Genomic DNA, 23,387 nt, shown 5'->3' with positions numbered 1-23,387 from the left:
CTGAAACACTGGAATCACGCCGTTTTATCGGCAAACATGTGCGATTGGCGCACCGAAACCAGCGCACAGTTGTTATCGAGAACCGTTCTCTGCGCACTGTTTCGCGCCCTCCCGCTAATATGGGGGCGTTCGAAAGGGAGTTTCATGGCATCACACCGCAAACCGTCCGCGCAAACCTACGATCCGCGCACGGTCAAGGAGCATATCGTCGAGACGCCGCTGAACGAGGAGATGAGCAAGTCCTTCCTCGAGTATGCGTATTCGGTGATTTACGCACGCGCACTGCCCGATGCGCGCGATGGCTTGAAGCCGGTGCAGCGCCGCATCGTCTACCAGATGGGCGAGATGAACCTGACTCCCGACCGCCCGTATATGAAGTCCGCCCGCGTGGTGGGCGAGGTGATGGGCAAGCTCCACCCGCACGGTGATTCCGCGATCTACGAGGCCATGGTGCGTTTGGCACAGCCGTTCGCGATGCGTCTGCCGCTGGTAGACGGCCACGGCAACTTCGGCTCGCTGGATGACGGCCCTGCGGCCTCCCGTTACACCGAGGCCAGGCTTGGCCCGGCCGCTCTCGGCATGAACGCGGATATCGATGAGAACACCGTCGACTTCACGCCGAACTATGACAACAAGCTCAAGGAACCGACCGTGCTGCCGGCCGCCATCCCGAATCTGCTGGTCAACGGCGGCTCGGGCATCGCCGTGGGCATGGCCACGAACCTGGCCACCCACAATCTGGGCGAGGTGGTAAACGCCGCCAAGTTCCTCATGGCGCATTCGGACGCCACCCTGGAACAGCTGATGCGTTACGTGCCCGGCCCCGACTGGCCCACCGGCGGCACGATCATCGGCCGCGACGGCATCCGTGAGGCCTATGCCACTGGCCGTGGTACGCTCACCACGCGCGCCGCCACGCATATCGAACATGTCACGGCCCGCAAGCAGGCCATCGTGGTCACCGAGCTGCCGTACATGGTGGGCCCGGAGAAGGTAATCGAACGTATTTCCGACGGTGTAAAGAACCGCAAGCTGGAGGGGATTTCCGGCGCGTTCGATCTGACCGATCGTCATAACGGCACGCGTATCGTCATCGAGATCAAGACTGGTTTCGACCCGCATGCGGTTCTGGTGCAGTTGTTCAAGCACACACCGTTGCAAGACAACTTCGCCATGAACAACGTGGCGTTGGTGGAGGGCCGCCCGCACACGATGGGTCTGAAGGAGATGCTTCAGGTGTGGGTGGACCACCGCCGTGTGGTGATTCGCCGCCGCAGTGAATATCGCAAGAAGAAGGCGCTGGAGCGCCTGCACCTGGTCGAGGGCCTGCTGCTGGCCATGCTGGACATCGACGAGGTGATTCAGGTAATCCGCACCTCGGATGATGCGGATGCCGCGAAGAGCCGTTTGATGGTCGTTTTCGATTTGGACGAGGTCCAGGCTCAGTACATCCTCGACCTGCGTCTGCGCCGACTGACCAAGATGAACCGTATCGAGCTTGAGACCGAACGCGATGATCTGAAGAAGCGTATCGAGGAGCTGACCCGGATCCTGGCCTCCGCCGAGGCGCTCGACCAGGTGGTCACCGACGAGATGGACGAAGCGGTCGCCAAGTGGGGCTCGCCGCGCCGTACCGTACTGCTGGATGCCGACCCGGATGGCACGTTGACGCCGGTCGTGGCGCAGGGTGCCGGGGCTTCGGGCGTGTCCAAGTCCGCGCTCGAAGCGGTGAAGGCCGCCACTACGATCTCCTCCGCCGAAGCCGATGTGGCCGCAGCCGCAGCCGCAGCCAAGAAGACCGGCGAACAGTCCGCGCTGACCGGAGCCTTGAAGATCGAGGACGAGCCGTGCGTGGTGATGATGAGCGCTACCGGTTTGATTGCCCGTACCACGCCAAGCGCGATGGACGTGTTCAATGCACGATCCACTTCCGATGAGCGTTTGAGAGACGATCAGATCACCACAATCTTCGAGACTTCCACGCGCGCTACGTATGGGCTGGTCACGTCGGCCGGCCGCCTGGTGCTCGCGCATGTGGTTGATTTGCCTGCCTTGCCCGCTGCCGCCACATTGTCGCTGAAGGGAGGAGTTCAGGCCGACGAACTGATCGGCATGACCGAATCCACCGATCCGATTCGCGGTGAGCGTGTGATTACGGCGATTGCCATGGAGCAGCCGACGTCCGGCAAGACCAGTGCCAAGGACGAGAGCGAGGATGGCGGGGCCGCCGAGGCCAAGCCGTTGCCGTCGCTGGCTATCGGTACCCGTAACGGTGTCATCAAGCGTTGGAATCGTGAGGCACCCACCACCATGGATTCCTGGCCCGTCGTTGATCTGAAAGATGGCGACGAAGTGGTATTCGCCGCCGTGGCCGAAGATGACGACCGTCTGGTGTTCATCTCCTCCGATTCCTCGCTACTGACCTTTGAGGCGAAGAACGTGCGCCCGCAGGGTCGTACTGCGGGCGGTATGGCCGGCATCAAGCTGGCCGAGGGCGCCCGTGTGGCGGCCTTCAACGTGGTTCCCGCCGGCAAGGTGGCATGGACCTATGAAGAGGGCGAGAACGGCTTGACTTCCGGATCCGGTGCAGTGGTGCTCACCGTGGCCGGCGATTCCGATGCACTACCCGGCACCGAAAACGGCGCGGCGAAGGTCACTCCGCTGGAAATGTACCCCACCAAGGGTCGCGCTACCGGCGGCGTGCGTTCCCAGCGCTTCCTGAAGGGCCAGAACACGCTGATTCTTGCCTGGGTGGGTCTCTACCCGTTGCACGCCTCCACATCCGCAGGCTCTCCGGTCGAGCTTCCCAAGCCCGATATGCGCCGAGACGGTTCCGGAGTGGACCTCGCCTCCCCCATCGCCTTCATTGCGTAACCTCAATTAAGCTCCCTCTGATGGGCCGAGCCGTAAAGCAAACACCCCAGTGGGGTGTTTGTAGGCGAGGAGCGAACGATAGTGAGCCAAACAATAGAGAAGAGACCCTAAACCCGGCCTACACTAAGCATTAAGGAGGTGGCGATGAGACTACTGGTTGCCGTATCCAATGAACCGTTGGCCCACGCCATTCGTGGTGCCCTGCTTGCCGGTCGTCATGAGGTGTCTTTGGCAAGCACCGGTAGTATCGCGCTCGCCGCTGTCGCCAAGGAGTCATTTGACGCAGTGATTCTTGATGAATCCCTGCTCGGCATTTCCACCGAGCAGCTCATCGAATCCCTACGCAATGCCCGTGCCTCCGTCAAGATTCTGCTGCTGACTTCGACGCCACTCAGCAAAACCATTGGTGAAGGCAGCCGCTGGCGAGCGCTGCCTGACGAGTACGCCCCTATCGAAGAGACGCCCTACAGCTCCTTCAGCGCGAATTCACGCGCAAACAACTCAGATGCCGAAGCCGAACAACGCTCGGACAATGCCGCCGCTAGCGCACAAGCTAACGTACGACGCCCAGATGCCGCGCTGAGCAAACCATTCTCCGATGGCGAACTGCTCTCATATGTCGGCTCGCTTGCCACCGACTCCCCCGCCATGATCATTCGTGGCAATCTCACGTTGGACACCACGAATCACAAGGCCTACTACGCATCCACTCACAGCGCAATCTCACTGTCCCGTCTGGAATACAGCTTGCTTGAAGCGCTGGTCAAGGCTAACGGCCAGTTCGTCAACACCAGCGAGTTGGTCAAACTTGTCGGCGGCCCATTCTTCGAGCAACAGGGCTTACTCAAGAACGCCCTCTACACACTGGATAAGAAGCTCACCCGCGCCGGCCTCATCATGACCCAACGCGGCTCCAACTACCGCATTCGATAGCTGGGCTCAATCAGTACAGCCGCATGCCTCGGGGAACGGGGGTGAAGCCGGACTGGTGGAGGATGCGGGCGAAGGGGTGACGCGCGTTGAGGGGTTCGCCATTGATGTCGCTGAATGTCACGGAGCCGGTGCCATTGCGTTTGAGGGCGTAGGCCAGTTCTGTGGCGGCCTTGCGCATTTGTTCGTCGGAATCATTGGCAGCGGCTTCATGGCCGACCGATTGATCGAACGCTGTCAGGTGCTTGGCTTTGGCGGCCGCGTATAGTAGCGCACCTTGCGCATTGAGCACGACCGTGGCTCCGATACGGCGTGCCGGTTTACCCGCACCGGCAGGCGCGTCCGGCCACGCGATGGCGGAGCCACTGAGATTTGCGGGGTCGAGCACACTCAATGCCACCACGGACTGGCCGCGATGCTCTGACGGATGACGCAACGCATCCACGGTGTCGCGCTCGGCAAATTGGGCCGCACCGAAACCACGGACGAACATGCCTCGTACCAGCCAACCATGCTCCTCCATACGCTTCAATACCGGATACAACGCTGAGTAGCCACCCGGGATATTTTCCTTGTCAATCACCGGCTGCGCGATGACGCCATACCTGTCCAGCAACGTCTCGACCAGTGCGAGTGCCCGTTCGGTCTGGTCAGTGTCTTCGGCTTCAGCTTGCCCGATTACGGCAGACCACAAACCTCCTAACGTCATATCCGTAGTGGCTCGGCGAATCGGAGCGACACGCCCACGACGACGTGATGTAGCGGATTTACGCGGGCTTGCTGCGCCTGCGGTTAATGCACGCACCGGCGCGAAGCTGGAATTGGTGACCTTACCTTGCCAGACCAAGCTCCACAAGGCATCCTTGAACTGCTGTTCGCTCCACTCTTGCGGAATGATTTCGCCGGTGTTTGGATTGATGTCCGGCTCCGCGGTCTCATTCCACACACGTTTGGCGTCATCCACCAGTTGACGGGCATGGAACGCTCCCCCTGAGTCCAGTGCGGTCAGAATCGCTTCCGGCATGGTGGCGTCTGAGGCGTTCGATGTCGTACCATGTTCCACACCGCTGAGCAATATTGAATCCGCCGGATAGAAAGCAACCTCACCGGGGTCCATCGCACTGGTTCCCCCGGTTTTTGAGCCGACCCAGACCACATCACCGCTGGTCAGCAACTCATCCAGCAATGCAGGTTGGTAGTCTCGTACTCGTGCGGGGAATACTGCCGACTCCCAGAGTGCAATGGGCAGTGATATGCCCTCCAGCTGCTCGATAACGCGCATGAGCCCGTCAGCACCTTCATATCGTTCGCCGCCGACCGGCCCGATACCTTGCCGGTCGATAAGAAACATCTGGAACGCCTCTGGTTCTACTGGCTTGACTGCTTTACGCGCCTTAGCCAATGAGCGAGACCGAATACGGCAGAATACGTCCTTATGGAGCCACTGTTGGCCTTGCTCGTCATCATCTACAAAGTGGCCTTGCAGCAACTCGCCTTTGGCAGCCAGCACATCCAGAGTATGCACGGCATCCGTAGCATCGAGGTGTAGAGCGGCTATGAGCTGATCGGCGGTGAAAGGACCATGGGTTTTGGCGTAACGGGTCACGCGACCAGTCACATCATCGTCGGCAAGCTCATTCCAGAAAGTGCGCTCCCCCAGTTCCTGTTCGACTTCGCGAATCACGTCCGGGTTAAGCACTTGTGCCATATCGGTGGTGCCGAGCAAGCGTCCGAGCACGTGCGGATCGAGAGACAGCAGTTGCACGCTACGCTCGGCCTGAGGTTGGTCATACTGGTACATCACCACGCCGACGAAGCCAAAGAGAATGTTCTCGGCGAAAGGCGATGGCGACTCGGTTTCCACGTCCTTCACGGTAATGGTGCCGGCTTGCAATCCGGTCATCACCTCGTTCAGGGCGAGCATGTCGTATACGTCTTGCAAACATTCGCGCGCGGTTTCCAGCAGCAGCGGAAAGTTCTTGGCCATGCGTGCGGATTGCAGGAGCTGTGCGGCGCGCAGTCGCTGCTGCCATAGGGGCACGCGACGGCCCGGGGCGGATCGCGGCATGAACAGTGATCGGGCGGCGCATTCGCGGAATCGTGCGGCGAATAGCACGGACTCGCCCACTTGACGTTCTACATCTGCTTTGAGGTCTTCTGGGTCGAAAAGGAACAGGTCTTGAGCAGGAATATGTCCGTCACCGTCCGGTAGCTGAATGACGATACCGTCATCGGCGGCATATACCTGCCCATCGAAACCGTATCGTTGGCGCAGTCTACGGCTGATGGCCATGGACCACGGTTCGTGAACGCGGCGGCCGAAGGGGCTTAACAGCACGATGCGCCATCCGCCGTCTTCATCGCGTGTGCGCTCCACGATAAGGGTTTGGTCGCTGGGGACTGCACCAGTGGCGGCTTGTTGCTCGGAGAGTAGGCGGGCCAAGTTGGTGATGGCATTGGGGTCTAGGCCGTCTCGGTGGAGGCGAGTGAGGATTGTCGGGATGAAGGTTGGGACGGCTGGACCTTCTGCGGCAGACCTCCCCCCAGCCCGCTTCACGTCTAATCCTGCGACGATTTCTCGGGTGAAGCGGGCTATGGTACGGCTGAAACCGTAGTCACGGCCAGCGCCTTCACCGTGCCAGAACGGCAGACGGGCGGTGCGGCCCGGAGCCGGAGTCACGACCACACGATCACGGGTGATTTCCTGAATCTGCCATGTGGAGGTGCCGAGCGTAATGACATCGCCCACGCGCGATTCGTAGACCATCTCCTCATCCAACTCGCCGACGCGACGCTGTCCTTTGCCGGCGTCCGCCTCAGGCAGGACCACGGTGTACAGCCCTCGATCGGGAATCGTACCGCCAGAGGTAACGGCCACTTTCTGCGAACCGGGACGGGCGGAGATCAGGCCATTATCCCGATTCCATACCAGTCGCGGCCGGAAGGCCGAGAATTCCTCGCTGTTGTATTCGCCGGACATCATGCCGATTACCGCATCGAACATGTCACGTGGCAGTTCGGCAAACGGCGCAGCACGGCGCACCGTGGCATACCAGTCATCAGCGTTCAAATCGTGCATCGCGGCAGCGGCCACGGTCTGCTGGGCAAGAATATCGAGCGGATTGCGCGGCACGGCCAATGGTTCTATATCGCCGGCAATCATGGCTTCCAGACTTGCGGCCCCAGTGACAATCTGCTGACGGGTGAGCGGGTAGAACAATGCGTGAGAGACGCCACCGACCTGATGATCGGCACGGCCTACACGCTGCAATCCGGAGGAGACCGACAACGGCGTATCGACTTGAATCACCAAGTCGACCGAGCCCATATCAATGCCGAGCTCCAAACTGGAGGTGGCCACCACGCAGCGCAATTCACCACGTTTAAGCCGTTCCTCAATCATTTTGCGTCGATCTTTGGAAACCGACCCATGATGAGCCATGGCGATGACATCATCGCCCTCATGTGAGCCGACAAGCATGGTGGTGGAGCCGACCACAGCATCGTAATGTGTGGAGAACCCTTCGCGGCCTTCCGGAGAGCCCGGATCCCGCACAGTGTCGGGATTGGTGCCATGCCGGGTCTGCGCATACAGATCGTTCAAGCGCGCAGTAAGTTTCTCAGCCACACCACGCGAATTAACGAACACCAATGTGGTGTGGTGCGCGAGAATCTCATCCAAAATGCTGCGTTCCACCACCGGCCAAATGGAACCGGAAGTACGGTCGCCCGCCGCTCCAACCAACGCGGAGGAATCGAACGCATCATTCGCATCAGAATCGTCCCCAGAAGTGGAAGAAACATCTCTATCATCCACCGGCACAATGCCCCTGCGTTCAGCAAGTCGCTGCATGGCCGGCGTGACACCACTGATATGCGGAGCGGACCGTTCAGCATCCACGCCACCGACACGCTGCTTGGCATTCACGGACTGCAAATCACGCATGTTTTCCAACGGCTCAATCATGCGCAAATCCATTGCAGGCCGCCCACCGGGATTCACGATGGCAACCGGTTGCCCGCCGCCCAGGAATCGCGCCGCCTTTTCAGGCGGATTCACCGTAGCGGATAGACCAATGCGCTGCATATGACGATCGCCGCGGCCAGCATCAACGGCGGCATCACCGCCCTCATCAGCATCTGCATCGATTGCATCTCGCTTGCGCGATTCTGCGACAAGGTTCTCCAGCCGTTCCAGACTTACCGCCAAATGTGCGCCGCGCTTGGTGCCCGCCACTGCATGAATCTCATCGACGATCACCGTATCGACAGTGCCGAGAATCCGCCCTGCCTTCGAAGTGAGCAACAAATACAACGATTCTGGCGTGGTAACGAGGATATCCGGTGGATGGGAGGCTATGCGCCGCCGCTCCTGTGCGGTGGTGTCGCCTGAACGAGTGGCGACCGCGATCTTCGGCACGGGCAGCCCTTGCGCCTCGCACTGTGCGGCAATGCCCTCCAAAGGCTGTTCTAGGTTCTTGGCCACATCGGCCGCGAGCGCCTTTAACGGCGAGATATACAGCACACGCACACCGGCACGCCGCGTGCGTGGCACGGTCATCAATCGGTCGATGGCTGAGAGAAACGCAGCCAATGTTTTGCCGGAACCGGTAGGGGCGATGACCAAGACATTGCGACCGGAATGGATTGCCGGCCATGCCTGAGCCTGTGCCTCGGTCGGCTGACCGAAGGCATGCTCGAACCACACCTTGGTGGGTTCGGAAAACAGGCTCAGGCTTTCGTACATATGTACGATTATAGGTCAGCTGAAGTAGGCGATGACTTCTTCGGCGGTACCGTAGGCACTTTGGGCACCGAGCTCGGTGGCCGCATAAGCGGAGACGTAGGAGCCGATTTGCGCGGATTGCAGCAGCGTATGACCGGCGGCCAAGCCAGCCAGCACGGTCCCCATGAACGAGTCGCCGCAACCGGTGGTGTCCACTGCATTGACTTGCGCGGCGGATACGCGATGCCAACGTCCGTTCTCGATCACCACCGATCCCGACGCACCAAGCGTCACTATCGCCCGGTCGAATCCGTAATCGGTGAATCGTTCGGCGACCTCATACCAGTCGAGTGATTCCACGTCACCATCCGGCAGACCCAGCAGTTGAGCCACTTCATGCTGGTTGACCAGCAGAATATCCGTGGCTTCCACCAGTTCGTGAGGCAGCTCGTCCATAAATGGCGAGTCGTTGAGCAGCACGGTCACGCCAGCGTCATGCGCGGTCTGCGCGGCGGCGATAACGGTGGAAATCGGGCTCTCCAAACACAGGCCCAATACCGCGCATTCGGCGATGGTCGTGCGATGTGATTGCACATAGCCGGCACTTGCCTTGGCATTGGAACCCGGCGAATAGACGATGGTGTTCTCGCCCTCAGCGCTCACGGTGATTACCGTGGTGCCGCTGGGGCCTTCGACATGCAGGATATCGGCGGTGTCGACGCCGGCCTCATCCAGCTTGCTTAATAGGAAGTCCGCGTTGGAGTCCTCGCCCACCGCACCCAGCAACTGGACATTGACACCGAGACGAGCGGCGGCAGACGCCTGATTCGCGCCCTTGCCGCCCGGCAGCACTTTCATGGCACCACCATTGACGGTTTCACCTGGCTTGGGTAGTCGTTTAGTGGTTACGGTGTAATCGGCGTTCATCGAGCCGACCACGATTACCGAGCCCGGCGCATCCTTCAGCGCTTCCAATCGTTCCCGTACGGGCTCGGGCATCTGTTCATGTTCTTCTTCACTTATCACCATGGGCTCCGAGCATAGTAGGCGGCGGGCCCAAATGCGCATATGATCAGCCGCGCAACTTGCGAAGACGCTCGTGCATGACCACCATCAGCACCAAGAGCACCAGCAAATACCCCGGGTAGAGACTGATTGTCACATATTGCGCGATGATGCCGAACAGTGGCGGCATGAGCAGTGAGCCCACATAGGCGCAGGCCATCTGCACGCCGACGATGGCCTGCGATTTGTCTTCGCCGAAGTAGGCCGGCGTCGAGTGGATGACGCACGGATAAATCGGCGCGCACCCGAAGCCGATGACCACCAGCCCAACGACCACGCCAAGGTGGTGAGGCAATGGCACGAACATGGTGAGGATGCCGGCGAACACCAGCATTTGGCCGAGGCGAATCATGACCGGATCCTTGAATCGCATGGTCAGGAAGCCGGAAAGCGCACGGCCCACGGTGATACCTACGTAGAATAGGCTGGCCCAGCTGGCGGCGGTGATCTTGTCGATGCCGCTGTGCATCACCATATAGCTGGAGGCCCACAGACCCGCCGTGGATTCGACGGCGCAGTAGCAGAAGAACATCACGAGGATTTCCTTGGCACCGCGAATGGCGAGCACGCCGGCCACGCCGAGCGGTTTGCGTTCAGCAACAGACACCCCTTCAGCAGTGCCAAATCTCTCGGCATTGCCGTCAGATGATACGGTGCCATCGGTCGATTCGCCGACCGCAGTTGCGCCACGTTTCTTCCACAGTGGCAGGCTCAGCACCAGGATGACGGTCAGCATCACCTGCAGGATCGCGATGTACCGATAGCCCCACGGCCAGCCTTGACCTTGAGAGAGCGCATAGCCCATGATGTAGGGGCCGACCGATGCGCCGACGCCCCACATGCAGTGCAGCCAACTCATATGCCGGCTTTCGTAGTGAATGGCTACGTAGTTATTGAGCGCCGCATCCACTCCGCCCGCGCCAAGGCCGTATGGTATGGCGATGGCCAACAGCACCCAGTAATTCGGGGCAACGGAGAAACCGGCCAAGGCCGCCGCAGTCAACGCCACCGAAACGGCGGTGACCTTGCCTGCCCCGAATTTCAATGTCATTCGGTTCGAAAGCAGCGCCGAGACGATCGTGAACATGGAAATCACCGCGGAGATGCCGCCGGCCCACGCCACCGGCACGTTCAGATCCTGGCTCATGGTGGGCCATGCGGACCCGAGTAGCGAATCCGGCAATCCCAGACTGATAAACGCCACATAGATGACGGCAAGCAACAGACTGGCCATGTTCCATCTCCCATTCACAGTGCGGCACCGGTTGTGATAACGATGTCATCAGTCTATCGAATAGCGCTTCAGCAACACGCAAACATCACAGTTTGGAGTCTTGCCCGCAGTACACCGGCGTGGAATCGGCTACGCCGCGCGGGTCAAAGCCGATGATGTCGTAGTTGTCCTTGAGATAATCGGTGGCGGTGCACTCGATGAAATCCTGATGATATACCGCAGCACCCTCTGACGAAATAGCTGTCCGCCAAAGACGGACTGAGAGGAGAGAAATACGAGTAGCCCGCTACCACCCGAGGCCTCCCCCCCAGTCAGCTTCGCCGACAGCCCCCTCATCAGAGGGAGCTTGAGATAGGACGGTCAGGTATCGATCTTGGAGCGGTCGAAATCGTCAGCGTTGTCGACGATGAACTGCTTGCGCGGCGGCACGTCGTCGCCCATCAGCAGGCTGAAAATCTCGGATGCCTGGGCGGCGTCCTCCATGCGGATGCGGCGCAGCATACGCGTGCGCGGGTCCATGGTGGTGTCCGCCAACTGGTCGGCGTCCATCTCGCCCAGACCCTTGTATCGCTGGATGTCGTCGTTGTATCCGATGTGCTTCTTGTCGAGGTCGGCCAGTTTGCCGGCCAGCTCGTCATCGGAATACGTGTAGATGTATTCGCCCTTGTGCGAGCCGGTCAACGCGATGCGGTGCAGCGGCGGCACTGCGGCATACACGTAGCCGTGTTCGATAAGCGGCCGCATGTACCGGTAGAACAGCGTCAGCAGCAGGATACGGATATGAGCACCATCCACATCGGCATCGGTCATCATGATGATCTTGCGGTAGCGCGACTGTTCGATGTCGAAGCTCTGGCCGGAGCCGGCGCCCACCACTTGGATGATGGCTGCGCATTCCTTGTTGGAGAGCATCTGCGTAATCGACGCCTTCTGCACGTTCAGAATCTTGCCTCGAATCGGCAGCAGTGCCTGGAAACCAGCGTTGCGGGCGGCCTTGGCGGTACCGAGTGCGGAATCACCCTCGACGATGAACAGTTCGGCCACGTCGTCATTGCCCGGCTGGCAGTCGGAGAGTTTGGCCGGCATCGAGGCGGATTCGAGCGCGTTCTTGCGGCGCGTGACCTCCTTGGCCTTGCGCGACTGGATGCGTGCGTGCATTTCGCCGACGATCTTCTCCAGCACGCGGCCGGATTGTTCCTTGTACCCGCGCTTGGAGCCGGTGATCATCTCGCCGAATTGCTTGTCGGTGAGCCTGGTGACGATCGGCTTGACCTGCGCGGTGCCAAGCACGTCCTTGGTCTGGCCTTGGAACTGAGGTTCGGCCACGCGTGCGGTGACCACGGCCACGAGTCCGGCTTGGATATCGTCGCGCTCCACCTTCATGGCGGAGTCCTTCATGTTCACCTTGAGCTTGCGGGCGTTGTCTTCCACCGCCTTGCGAATCTGCTTGGTGATGGCGTTCATGAAACCGTCCACGTGAGTACCGCCGCCGGGCGTCTCCACGATGTTCACGAAGCTCATGATTGTGGTGTCATAGCCGTTGACCCATCGCAGGGCGATGTCCACGCCGCAGGTGCGTTCGATTTCCTGGGCGTGCAGTTCGCCGCCCTCGCCCACGGCCTGGGTCTCCTCCTTATAGGTGCCCTCGCCTTGGATGCGCCAGATGTCGGAGATCGGCTCGCCTTTGGACAGGAAGTCGACGAAGTCCTTGACGCCGCCTGTGTGCAGGAATTCCACGACGCGCGGGTGCGCGGGCTGTTCGCCGAACGCGCCATCGACGACCTGGTCGCCGGCCGTCAGCGAGAAGTCCTCCTCGGCCGGGCTCTCGGCATCGTCGGGCTGGGATTCGGCGGAGTCGTCGAGGAGTTCGGCATCGTCGGACGAGACATCCAAGGCCGGTGCCTGGTCTTGCGCAGGTTCGACTGTTGCGTCATCAGTGGCCTCGACGGTGTCAGCCGCCGCCGTTTCCGGTACGTTTTCGTCGATGATGGTGATTTTGAGGCCGGGCACCAGGAAGCTGGTCTGACGCACGCGGTCGATGAGCTGTTCGTATGAGAACTCGGCGGTTTTGTTGAAGATCTCCGGATCATACCAGTAGCGAATACGGGTACCAGTGGTTTTGGGAGATACCTTGCCGATGATTTCCAGCTCGGTGGGTCGGTTCTTGCGAGTGCGCTTGAACGGGGAATCGGGAGACGGATTGGCCGGGTCGGCATCCGTGTATACGCCAGGGTGACCTTGGTGGAAGGTCATGTGGTGCGTCTTGCCGTCACGATCCACTTCGACGTCCAGTCGGGAGCTCAGGGCATTGACCACGGAGGAGCCCACGCCGTGCAGGCCGCCGACGGCGTTATAAGACGAGTTGCCGAACTTGGCACCGGCATGCAGTTTGGTCAGCACGACCTCCACGCCGGACAGGCCGGTTTTCGGTTCCTTGTCCACCGGGATGCCTCGGCCATTGTCCGCGACTTCCACGGAACCATCGGTGTGCAGGGTGACCACAATGTCGTTGCAGAAGCCGGCCAAGGCCTCGTCCACGGAGTTGTCGATGATCTCCCACAGGCAGTGCATAAGCCCCTGCGAGTCGGTGGTGCCGATGTACATGCCCGGACGCTTGCGTACCGCATCCAAGCCCTCAAGAACAGCTAGGTCCTTGGCGCCGTATTCTTCTTTGGGCATACAGTCCTATTTTTCTCTTCAAATGCTTGGCTCCCCTCACAGAGGGGAGCCAGATGATCATTGATCCAGGAAGTCGCGCAGGGTCTGCGAACGGGACGGGTGGCGCAGCTTGGACATGGTCTTGGACTCGATCTGACGGATGCGTTCACGGGTCACGCCATACACACGGCCGATGTCGTCCAGCGTCTTCGGCTGGCCGTCTTCCAGGCCATAGCGCATCTTGATGACGCCGGCCTCACGCGGAGACAGGGTTTCCAGCACCTGCTTGAACTGTTCCTGCAGCAGGGAGAAGGCCACGGCGTCGGACGGAGCGATGGCGTCGGTATCCTCAATGAGGTCACCGAACTCGGAATCGCCATCCTCGCCAAGCGGGGTGTGCAGGGAAATCGGCTCGCGGCCGTACTTCTGCACTTCCTGCACCTTCTCAACCGGCATGTCCAGCTCGCGGGCCAGCTCGTCCGGCGTAGGTTCACGCCCCAGATCCTGCAGCATCTGGCGCTGTACACGGGACAGCTTGTTAATCACTTCAACCATGTGCACAGGCACGCGAATGGTGCGGGCCTGATCGGCCATGGCACGGGTGATGGCCTGACGAATCCACCACGTGGCGTAGGTGGAGAACTTGAAGCCCTTCTTCCAGTCGAACTTCTCGACGGCACGAATCAGACCAAGGTTGCCTTCCTGGATCAAATCAAGGAAGAGCATGCCGCGACCCGTGTAGCGTTTGGCGAGCGAGACCACAAGTCGTAGGTTGGCTTCCAGCAGATGGTCCTTAGCCTTCTTGCCGTCGGCGGCGGCCCACTTGAGTTCACGCTTGCGCTTGAACTCCATGCCTTCGCTTTCGGTGTCGAGCAGGTGCTGGGCGTACAGGCCGGCCTCGATGCGCTCGGACAGGTCGACTTCCTGCTCGGCGTTCAGCAGGCTCACGCGGCCGATCTGCTTCAGGTAGTCCTTGACCGGGTCGGCGGTTGCGCCGGCCGCAATCACACGACGTTTCGGATTGCCCGAGGGGATGATGTTTTCTTCCTCATCATCCGTGTCGGAGACCACGTAGGCACCCTTTTCCTTGGGCTGCTCGGGTGCCTTGGACTTGGCTTCTTCCTCGTCCTCGTCGTCTTCCACATCGTCGTCGTCGGCATCGTCTTCGTCAACGTCGTCAAGATCCTCGTCGAGGTCGTCAACGTCCAAATCGTCGTCGTTGACCTCGGCATCGTCATCAAGCTCGTCATCGACCTGAGTGTCCTCGTCTTTGACGAGCTCATCGTCCTTGGCCTTCTTCGCGGTTTTCTTCGCAGCGGACTTGCGCGTGGTCTTTTTCGAGGGCTCTGCGGACTTGGACTTCTTGGCGGAAGTCTTGCGCGCGGTGGTCGTAGAGCTGGCCTTCTTCTTGGTCTCGGTCTCCTCGCTGGACTCGGCTGTCTGCTTGGTTGCCGTCGTTTCCTTCGTGGCCAAAACTGCTCCTTCTGATCTCTCGCCGTGAAGTGCATATACCACATGGGCCCACTTCTGGCAAGGGCAAATCGTCAACTATGTGAGTAAACCACCCTCCACGGACGATTATTCCCACATCGTTGCCCGACGTGTTGCCGATCACCACACGCTTTCCTTCCGCGCATCGCGCGTAAAACCTCGGAAATCCGCCGTTTCTGTTCACTCAGCCCGAGCACCATGCCGGTGCCACGCCTCGATCGGCGGCTGAGAATATCATCGCCGCCAGCGAACAATCCTCATCGAGCAGCAGGCATCGCAAGGCGAACACCATTGCTCGTGGATCGCCCAGCCACCATAAGGTGTAGGCGATTACGGCCAATGGCTGTATGCAGTACGGCACCGGTGAGGCTTCGGCGATATCGAGCAACATACCGATGCCAGTATGGCAACGCTCCTTATCCGGCATCATGCCTTCATCCTCGAATGCGCAGGTCAGCAGCTCGCCCATTCGTGTTCTCGTACGCGCCAGATGTGGTCGCGCCGCGAATTCCATGAGCCATGACTTGGGGCAACGGCTTTCATCAATAACCAACGAGAGAATCAGCGCATCACGAATCGATAAGGTCTCGCGCATGCCCACCGCAAACGCGGCCATCGTCTCTCGGCCTAGGTCGGTGTTCCCGGCATCGAGGCAAGACAGCCATTCGTCCAATGGTTCGGCCACCCAGTCGGCATTAGCCTGCTGCGCGCCTCGAAGTCGGCGATCATTGCGAAATTCCTGTGATCTCGTCTCCAACTCGTCAAAGACAAAGGGCTCCGTCTGCTCGGCGGCGTGCCGTTTGGCGTGTCGGTTCTTACGCGGCTTGTGTGGCGTGTTGTTGTTCATCATGTCCTCCTTGACTAATGGTGTGCAATCTATTGGTGTTGTGGTGCGCGCTGAGCCAAGTAGCTCACGCACCGAGTGGGTGTGCCCACTATGGCTGAAAACGCCGTATGACGCAGGAAAAAACGACCATTGTGGTTCTAGCTTCAAAACCCTTGATTTTCAACGTTCTTGTGTTCTTCAAACCCTGTGGATAAGTTATTAGGCATGTGCACAACTGCTAACAAACGCGAAATCATCGAGCCACGCATCATTCAGTTGGTGCGGGAACTGACTGCCGCCCCCGCCACCGACGAGGTTGCCGACGCCCTGAAACCGGTGATGGAACAGGTTGTGGACCAAGCCGCCTTCTCCAGCCAAGGAGGCAAACGACTGCGTGCGCTGCTCGCATTGGACGCCTTCGATATTCTTGCCGGCGACGTGACTCCTGATTGGCGTGACGCCATGATTGACCTAGCCTGCGCCATTGAAGTGTTTCAGACGGCCGCACTGGTGCATGACGACATCATCGACGAATCCGATCTGCGCCGGGGCAAGCCTTCCGCACATCGTGCCTTGGAACAGGCCGTACACAGCGGTGCCATAGGCCGTGGCTTGGGCCTGATGCTCGGCGACATTCTGGCCACTGCCTGCATTGAAATCACACGCCGGTCCGCCAGCCGTCTTCCCAGCACCGATGCCCTGAACGAGGCGTTTCTTACCATGCAGCGCGAGGTGGAAATCGGCCAGGTACTGGATTTGGCCGTCGAGATGACCCCGCTGTCTAATCCCGAAGCTCTGGCGAACGCCTCATTGAACGTATTCCGCTGGAAGACAGCCAGTTACACCACCATCGCTCCACTGCTGCTTGCACTGCTGGCCGCAGGAGAGAGCCCGGATCAGGCCAGGCATTGCGCGTTGGCCGTCGGCCGGCCGCTCGGACTGGCGTTCCAACTGGCGGATGACCTGTTGGATGTCGTCGGATCAAGCCGCAATACCGGAAAACCAATTGGCGGAGACATCCGAGAAGGCAAACGCACAGTGCTGTTGGCTGATGCTCTGTCTGCGGCAGATACGGCGGATAAGGCCGATCTGATCGCCATCTTCGAAGCGGATTGTCGCAATGACAACCAGGTGGCCCGCACCATTGAACTGTTCACGTCGACCGGTGCTCTTGATCGATCCCGCGAGCGCATCGCTGCCCTATGGGGTGAGTCCCGTAAGGCGATTGCCGGTCTTGAGCTGAATTCCGAAGCGCAACGCCGTCTGACCGAGGCTTGTGCGCGATTCATCCCCGAATCCTTGCGATAGTCCACAATGCGAGCCGCCGGACCATGAGACCATGAACACCGGTGAAAACCCGTGAAAACTATGCGCTGATGCTCCGGCCGCGTAACCGGGGCCATGTACACTGAACGTGTTTAGTCGTGATTAAAGGAACCGTACGATACAACATGAGTGAGAACGAGCCCGCGCAGATGATTGAGGGACGCTACCGCATCGTGCGCAATATCGCCGAGGGTGGTATGGCCACCGTGTATGAGGCCATCGATGAGCGTCTGGGGCGCACCGTGGCGATTAAGGTCATGCACACACAACTCGCCAAAGGCCCGCATCGGGAGCAGTTCGTCGAACGGTTCCGCCGCGAGGCCAATTCGGCCGCGTCCATCGCCAACCCGCACATCGTTCAGGTGTATGACACCGGCGAGTTCAATGGACTTGATTTTCTGGTCATGGAATATGTGCATGGCGTCAATCTGCGGCATGAGATGAACGCCCAAGGCACATTCTCCGTACGTGAGACGCTGCGCGTGGTAGCGGAGACGCTGGATGGTCTGGCTTCCGCGCATCGCGCCGGCGTGGTTCACCGTGACATCAAGCTCGAGAACATTTTGATCAATGATCGCGGCCATGTGCAGATCACTGATTTCGGTTTGGCCAAGGCCGCCAGCCAGGCCACATTGAGCTCCACCGGCATGCTATTGGGCACCGCCGCTTATCTGGCTCCCGAAATGATCGAGAACAATCAGGCCACCGCGCAAGGCGACCTGTATTCGGTGGGCATCATGGCATGGGAGATGCTGACCGGCAAGGTGCCGTTCGATTCGGATAATCCGGTGACGCTTGTCTTCAAGCATGTTCATGAGGACGTGCCGTCCGTGGCCACGGTCTGCCAGGGCATTGATCCGTCCGTGGCGGCGTTCATCGCCCATCTGACCGCGCGTCAGGTGGATGCCCGCCCCGCCGATGGCGCGGCAGCAGCTGAGGAACTAAGCCAGTTGGCCGCCAAATTGCCGCTGGAGGCGTGGCAATACCGTTTGCATGCCGAACCTATCGGAGGCGATCAGACCGATGCCACCGCTGCAGCATTGGTAGGCAATATCGCCGAGCAGGCCCCGCTGACCGGCGTACCTGCCGGTGCAGCAACGTTCGAGCCGTCCGTACCGGCATTTTTGGCCGATGATGCCGCAAGCAATACCGCCGATACCGGTGGCGCCGCAGACGTCAATCCTCCGGCACCTCCGGTCGCCCCCACCACGGCACTTGATTCGTCGATGTTAGCCGATGCTTCGGCTCCCCATAAGGCGCAGATCATGGCACAGTCCGGCAGCGAGACACAAGTGCTGCCTCAGGCCGGCGATGCCTTCACCCGAGCGCTTGCCCTTTCCGATGAGCCGGACGTCGCTTCCAATGGCACCGGGCCAAAGAAGCAGCGCAGCAAAAAACCGCTCATCATCGTACTGGTGATCGTGCTGGTACTGGCTGCAATCGGCGGAACCGCCGGCTGGTGGTGGTTTGCCGGACCGGGCAGCTATTGGAGCGTGCCCAAGCCGGATGACGTGGCCTGCGATGCGAATGCAGGCACCGAATGTTCGCTGGCCGGCGCGGATTGGGCCACGTATGAAAGCACGTTGAAGGCTCTCGGCATCCCCTACAAGACGCACAAGGAATACAGCGACGACGTGGCGGAAGGCAAGATCGTCTCTTCTTCCGTGAACAAGACCAAGGCCGTTGTGAACAGCCACATAAGCAAGCGAGCCAATCAGGAGCTTACGGTGGTGGTGTCCAAGGGCGTGCGGATGGCCACCATCCCGAAGGATATTCTCGACGCGGATTCGGCCAATGGCAAAGACCCGTTGGACGCGCTCAAGAAGGCTGGCTTCGATAATATCAAGCACGACGAGTCGAAGGACGAGTATTCGATGGACACGCCGCAGGGTGTGGCGTTGACGATCTCCCCTGATCCCGGTACCACGGCCAAGCACAACGATGAAGTGACGGTCACTTTGAGCAAGGGACCAATGCCGGTGACCATGCCTAACATCGTCGGTAAGACCCAGGATGAGATGCAAGCCGCGCTCGGCGAGTTGAAGCTCACGGCCAATGTCACCGAACAGTACGATGACAAGGTCGAGGCCGGCCAAGTCATTTCCGCGTCTCAGGAAGCCGGAGCCCAGCTGAAGTGGGGAGACAGCGTGGACGTGGTGATTTCCAAGGGTCCGGAGATGGCGACGATACCGTCCGGCCTTGTCGGCAAACAGGAAAGCGCCGTGACCAAGACGCTTGAGGGTCTCGGGTTCGAGGTGAAAACCGACAAGGTGCTCGGTGGTCTGTTCGGCACGGTACGTACCGTGAAAAGCGGGGATACGGACCTATCCAACGGCGGCAAGATACGCCTGCGCGATGCCAACGGCAACCCCACCGTCATCACCCTCACCATCGTGTGAGAGTAATCAACTGGCTCCCCTCGCTGAGGGGAGCCAACACATATTATTCGGTTTCTTCGGCGGCCTGTTGGGCCTTGAGCTCGGCCTTGACCTTCTGGGCGTATTCGTTCACGAATTCCTGACCGCTCATTTTCTGGATTGCGGCGGAAACGCGATCGGTCAGCGAACGCAAATCATCATGTGTAATCTCATCGGCCGGCTTCTTGGCAACCTCAATCGGCTTGCCATACAACACCTTGGTCTTGCCCTTCTTGGGAATCGACGTGCCAATCGGCTGCAGCTTGTCCGAGCCGATGATGGCGGTCGGCACAATCGGGCAACCGGTCTCGAGTGCAAGTCGTGCGGCGCCGGTGTGTCCCTTGTACAGTCGACCGTCCGGGCTGCGCGTGCCTTCAATGTGGATACCGAACAGGTGCCCATCCTCGATAATCTCGCGTGCGTGCTCGAGTGCGCCAATCGACTTGCTGCCACCGGAACGATCAACCGGGAACACGCCCACGGACGTGAACCACCACTTCTTGAACTTGCCCTTCAATCCCTTGCCCTCGAAGTATTCGGCTTTGCCCATGAAGTGCACCATGCGCGGGCAGGTAATCGGAATCAAAGCATCGTCGATCACCGCCAGATGGTTGGCTGCGATAATCGCGCCACCCTCTCGCGGCACGTTATTCAGTCCGCTGACAGCAGGGCTCAAACGATGATGAGCAATAGGGCCGAAACCTTTGACGAAGAACCAGTAGAGCACTTGGCATTCCTCCCGCAGACGAACTAGCCATTGGCCGGTCGCCTGATTAGAGTGACAGTTATGACTGAGAACCAGAATAGCAATGCCGACGGAGAGAGGCCAACCCCCACGCCGGGCAACGGACAGGATTCCGATACTTCATCCAAGTCGTCGACTCCCGGTGCCGCCGGACAAGCCACGAATGGTGCCGATACACCGCAATCGCATGACGCGAACGATTTGGATGCGGCGTGGGCCGCGTTCGAAGCCGAGCATCAGGCCGACTTGCATGACGTGGCTTCCTCCAGGCAGGCCAAAAGGTTCGAGAAGCAGACCAAGAAACGCGAGAAGGAGGCGCTGCTTTCCGTAGATGACTTGGATATCGGCTCGTTCACCGATGATGCTCGCCCGAGCCGTGGCGGCAAAAAAGGCAAGCGGTCAGGTCCCCGTGATTTCACCGGCTCCAGCTGGCTGGATACCGATAATGTGATGGACGCCTATGATGATGGCGGCTTCACTCCCCCGAACCCTGATCTTGGTCCGGTCAAAGCGTCTACGGTACTGCTGACGGCGTTGCTTATCATTGGTCTCGTAGGCGAAGCGGTGATGATATTCGTCCCCGGCTTGAACGCGATTCCTCTCTTAGGCGCGCTGCTCAATATTCTCTTCGGGCTGGGCGTCATTTTAGGCTTGGGTGGATTGGTGGCCAAAATCCTCAACCGCAAAGACCGCCCCGGTGATCAGGGCGGCTATTACGACGACGGCGCGAGGGTGTAGCTCGCGTAGGCTGTGTGGTCCTTGTCTCCCCTCTCTGAGGCTGAGCCGTTAAGCAAACAGCCCAGTGGGCTGTTTGTAGGCGAGGTGTGAGAGATAGCGAACCAATGTATTGCGGGCGTGGCTCGTCCGTAATTGCGGCCGAGCCAAGATAGGTCACGAATTGAAGTCGATGGACTCCTGCAACTCGGCAATCATGGCCTTGGCCGCATCAAGAGCCTTACGTTTGCCGAATACCACATCCTGCTGGTACCGCACGATGGTTTTGCCGAGTTCGGAGGCACCGTTTGGTGTAATCGATGGCGATTGCCCCAGTGTCGGCTGAATCTCATCCACAAAATCAAGTGCGGTCCGATCAGTTCCGATTGCATCCTTGGCAAGCATCTTACGAATGTCGTTATTGGCGGGGATGCCGCGTTCGGTACCAAGAATCGTTCCGACGTTCTTATCGTTGATCAGATAATCCACCAGCATGGCGGCTTCGGCAGGATGCTGTGTGCCGGAGGAAATCGCCCAGTACATGCCGGGTTTCAAGTACATGGTCCGTTCCCCCGGCGTGATCTGCGGCAGTTGCACCAACGTCATATTATCCGTGCCAGCGGCCTCGGCATACGGAGTAATCTGCGTGGCTTGCGCAATCATCATCGCCTGCTTGTCCTTGCCGAAATCAGTGTCGTTCAGCGTGGCGGCAGTATTCTCACTCCATCGTTCCGCACTGCCTTCGATGCCGTTCTTGGCCCAGTCAGCAGGCAACTGCAAGAATGAAGCCAAGGTTTCAGGCGAGATGGCGACAGTGTTGCCTTTGAACAGGCTCTCGCCATGCTGCCGCGCCCACAATTGCAGGCCATAGCCATTATCCGGTGCGATGGCACCGATGATTTTGCCGCCTGATTTGTCTGATACTTGTTTGGCAAAATCCCCGAATTCATCCCACGTCCAATGGTCGGTATCTGGCAGGGTGAGGTCCAGCGAGTCGAGCAAGTCGTTATTGACGATGACACCATATTGCGAGGTGGCTGCAGGTGCGGCGACTTGTTTGCCTTCCACTTGGCCCATGGTTTTCAGTGACTTATCCATAGTGCTCAGGTCGAGGTATTTCGATGTCTTGTTCAAATCGAGCAGGGCATCCATGGAACCATAGAAAGCCAGGTAAAGCTCATCCATCTGCATCACATCGGGCGCGTTGCCGCCTGCCGACTGTACGGCGAGCTTGTCCCAGTAGCCGGTCCAGTCAGCATACTCGGTATCGACGTGGATGTTCGGATGTTCTTTTTCGAAGCCTTTGACCGCTTTCTCAGTGGCCTTGATGCGGGCGTCGCCTCCCCACCAGTTGAGACGGATCGTCACGTCCCCTTTGGCCGGCACAACCGGCACGTCAGCGGCACCAACCGAAGTGCCGCACGCCGCAGTCACACACAAGGCCACGGCCGCCATAACAGTCGCCATATATTTCTTCCACAAACGCTTCATCACTTGCCTCCCCCGTAGTTGCAATTCCCTGAACGAGATACTTTTGCCCGAACGTGAACACCAGGAACAGCGGGATCAGGCTAACCACGCTCATGGCGAACATCGGGCCGTAGCTGGACTGAGACTGCGAGTCGATGAAGGTACGCAACGCGATCGGCACGGTATACATGTCCGGCTTGGTCAAGTACAGCAGTTGGCTGAAGAAATCGTTCCACGTCCAGATGAACGTGAACACGGCGCAGGTGCCGATGGCCGGCTTCATCAAAGGTAGTAGCACTTGGAAGAAGATGCGAATGTGACCGGCGCCGTCGAGCTTGGCGGCCTCATCCAAGTCGCGTGGCAGTCCTCGTAGGAACTAGGTGAAGAATCCATCCATCGCCAAAAACTTCGGCAGAATCAACGGCACGAAGGTGTTGATCAGATGCAGCGAGTTCCACATGATGTACTGCGGAATCACAATCACATGAATCGGCACCATGAGCATCAGCAGCATAAAGCCAAACAGCACGCCACGGAACCGGAAGTTGAGTCGTGCGAAGGCATAGGCCGCCATCGAGCAGGTGAGGATGTTGCCGACGATCGCGAATACGACGATGATCAGCGAGTTGAGAATATACCGCCCGAACGGCTGGCTCAGCGCATTCCATCCGGCCGCGTAATTCTCCCAGACCGGATTGGTGACCACGAGACCCATGTTCTTGAAGATCTCGTCCTGCGGGCGCAGCGAGCTGGCGATCATCCACAGAATCGGATACAGCATAAGAATCGCCACGAGCAGCACGGCAATCTGCCTGATGACGGCCACGATTACGCGGGATACGGCACGCTTCTTGTTGCCGTTCAGGCCGTTTCCCGAGCCAAGTTCGGCTGCGTTCATTGGTTGAGTCATA

General features: G+C 59.4%; 15 protein-coding genes. 5 read left to right on the top strand and 10 right to left on the bottom strand.

The window, feature by feature from the left end:
* Positions 1–144: 144 nt before the first annotated feature.
* The gene (locus ACEUKI_RS06690) at positions 145–2,874 is read left to right on the top strand and encodes a DNA topoisomerase (ATP-hydrolyzing) subunit A (RefSeq protein WP_080784709.1); all 2,730 of its coding nucleotides are present in this window, start codon (positions 145–147) and stop codon (positions 2,872–2,874) included.
* A 144-nt stretch (positions 2,875–3,018) separates the two neighbouring features.
* Positions 3,019–3,807 (top strand): response regulator transcription factor, encoded by a 789-nt coding sequence (locus ACEUKI_RS06685; RefSeq protein ID WP_080784708.1) that lies wholly within the window; start codon positions 3,019–3,021, stop codon positions 3,805–3,807.
* Positions 3,808–3,817: 10 nt separating this feature from the next.
* On the opposite strand, the gene ACEUKI_RS06680 is transcribed toward ACEUKI_RS06685, so the two are convergent.
* The 6 genes from ACEUKI_RS06680 to ACEUKI_RS06655 all read right to left on the bottom strand — a co-directional run bounded on the left by ACEUKI_RS06680 (position 3,818) and on the right by ACEUKI_RS06655 (position 15,825).
* Positions 3,818–8,551, bottom strand: a complete 4,734-nt coding sequence (locus tag ACEUKI_RS06680) for a DEAD/DEAH box helicase (RefSeq protein WP_374156632.1) — start codon at positions 8,549–8,551, stop codon at positions 3,818–3,820.
* Between the two features lie 15 nt (positions 8,552–8,566).
* Positions 8,567–9,559, bottom strand: coding sequence for a ribokinase (locus ACEUKI_RS06675; protein ID WP_179133380.1), 993 nt, complete (start codon positions 9,557–9,559; stop codon positions 8,567–8,569).
* Positions 9,560–9,602: 43 nt separating this feature from the next.
* Positions 9,603–10,829 (bottom strand): sugar MFS transporter, encoded by a 1,227-nt coding sequence (locus ACEUKI_RS06670; RefSeq protein ID WP_374156631.1) that lies wholly within the window; start codon positions 10,827–10,829, stop codon positions 9,603–9,605.
* 360 nt (positions 10,830–11,189) lie between these two features.
* Complete coding sequence (locus ACEUKI_RS06665) at positions 11,190–13,508, bottom strand: type IIA DNA topoisomerase subunit B (protein WP_144169483.1); 2,319 nt, start codon at positions 13,506–13,508, stop codon at positions 11,190–11,192.
* Between the two features lie 57 nt (positions 13,509–13,565).
* Positions 13,566–14,960, bottom strand: coding sequence for an RNA polymerase sigma factor (locus ACEUKI_RS06660; RefSeq protein WP_007054490.1), 1,395 nt, complete (start codon positions 14,958–14,960; stop codon positions 13,566–13,568).
* Positions 14,961–15,162: 202 nt separating this feature from the next.
* Entirely contained in the window at positions 15,163–15,825 is a 663-nt protein-coding gene (locus tag ACEUKI_RS06655; protein ID WP_115770026.1) for a DUF4192 family protein, read from the bottom strand.
* Between the two features lie 204 nt (positions 15,826–16,029).
* Here ACEUKI_RS06655 and ACEUKI_RS06650 point away from each other — a divergent pair, with 204 nt between their 5' ends.
* Positions 16,030–17,112 carry a polyprenyl synthetase family protein gene (locus ACEUKI_RS06650; protein WP_186289876.1) on the top strand — a complete coding sequence of 361 codons (1,083 nt, stop codon included), beginning with the start codon at positions 16,030–16,032 and terminating at the stop codon, positions 17,110–17,112.
* Positions 17,113–17,255: 143 nt separating this feature from the next.
* Complete coding sequence (locus ACEUKI_RS06645; protein WP_374156630.1) at positions 17,256–19,529, top strand: protein kinase; 2,274 nt, start codon at positions 17,256–17,258, stop codon at positions 19,527–19,529.
* A 43-nt stretch (positions 19,530–19,572) separates the two neighbouring features.
* Here the strand turns inward: ACEUKI_RS06645 and ACEUKI_RS06640 are convergent, their stop codons facing one another.
* Positions 19,573–20,274, bottom strand: coding sequence for a 1-acyl-sn-glycerol-3-phosphate acyltransferase (locus tag ACEUKI_RS06640; RefSeq protein WP_080784702.1), 702 nt, complete (start codon positions 20,272–20,274; stop codon positions 19,573–19,575).
* 60 nt (positions 20,275–20,334) lie between these two features.
* Here ACEUKI_RS06640 and ACEUKI_RS06635 point away from each other — a divergent pair, with 60 nt between their 5' ends.
* Entirely contained in the window at positions 20,335–21,030 is a 696-nt protein-coding gene (locus ACEUKI_RS06635; RefSeq protein ID WP_179133377.1) for a hypothetical protein, read from the top strand.
* Positions 21,031–21,183: 153 nt separating this feature from the next.
* Here ACEUKI_RS06635 and ACEUKI_RS06630 read toward each other — a convergent pair whose 3' ends face one another.
* Genes ACEUKI_RS06630 through ACEUKI_RS06620 form a run of 3 tightly spaced genes read right to left on the bottom strand, consistent with a single transcriptional unit; the run spans position 21,184 to position 23,374 of the window.
* Positions 21,184–22,473: an extracellular solute-binding protein gene (locus tag ACEUKI_RS06630; protein ID WP_374156629.1), complete on the bottom strand. Its 1,290-nt coding sequence runs from the start codon at positions 22,471–22,473 to the stop codon at positions 21,184–21,186.
* Positions 22,403–22,840, bottom strand: a complete 438-nt coding sequence (locus tag ACEUKI_RS06625) for a carbohydrate ABC transporter permease (RefSeq protein WP_256866832.1) — start codon at positions 22,838–22,840, stop codon at positions 22,403–22,405. Before ACEUKI_RS06625 ends, ACEUKI_RS06630 begins: the two co-directional genes overlap by 71 nt.
* Positions 22,841–22,852: 12 nt before the next feature.
* Entirely contained in the window at positions 22,853–23,374 is a 522-nt protein-coding gene (locus ACEUKI_RS06620; RefSeq protein ID WP_251847757.1) for a carbohydrate ABC transporter permease, read from the bottom strand.
* Between the last annotated feature and the right edge of the window lie 13 nt (positions 23,375–23,387).

This window comes from Bifidobacterium sp. 2450 (genome assembly GCF_041900695.1).
Classification (GTDB): domain Bacteria; phylum Actinomycetota; class Actinomycetes; order Actinomycetales; family Bifidobacteriaceae; genus Bifidobacterium; species Bifidobacterium longum.
This window is presented reverse-complemented; position numbering and strand designations above follow the sequence as displayed.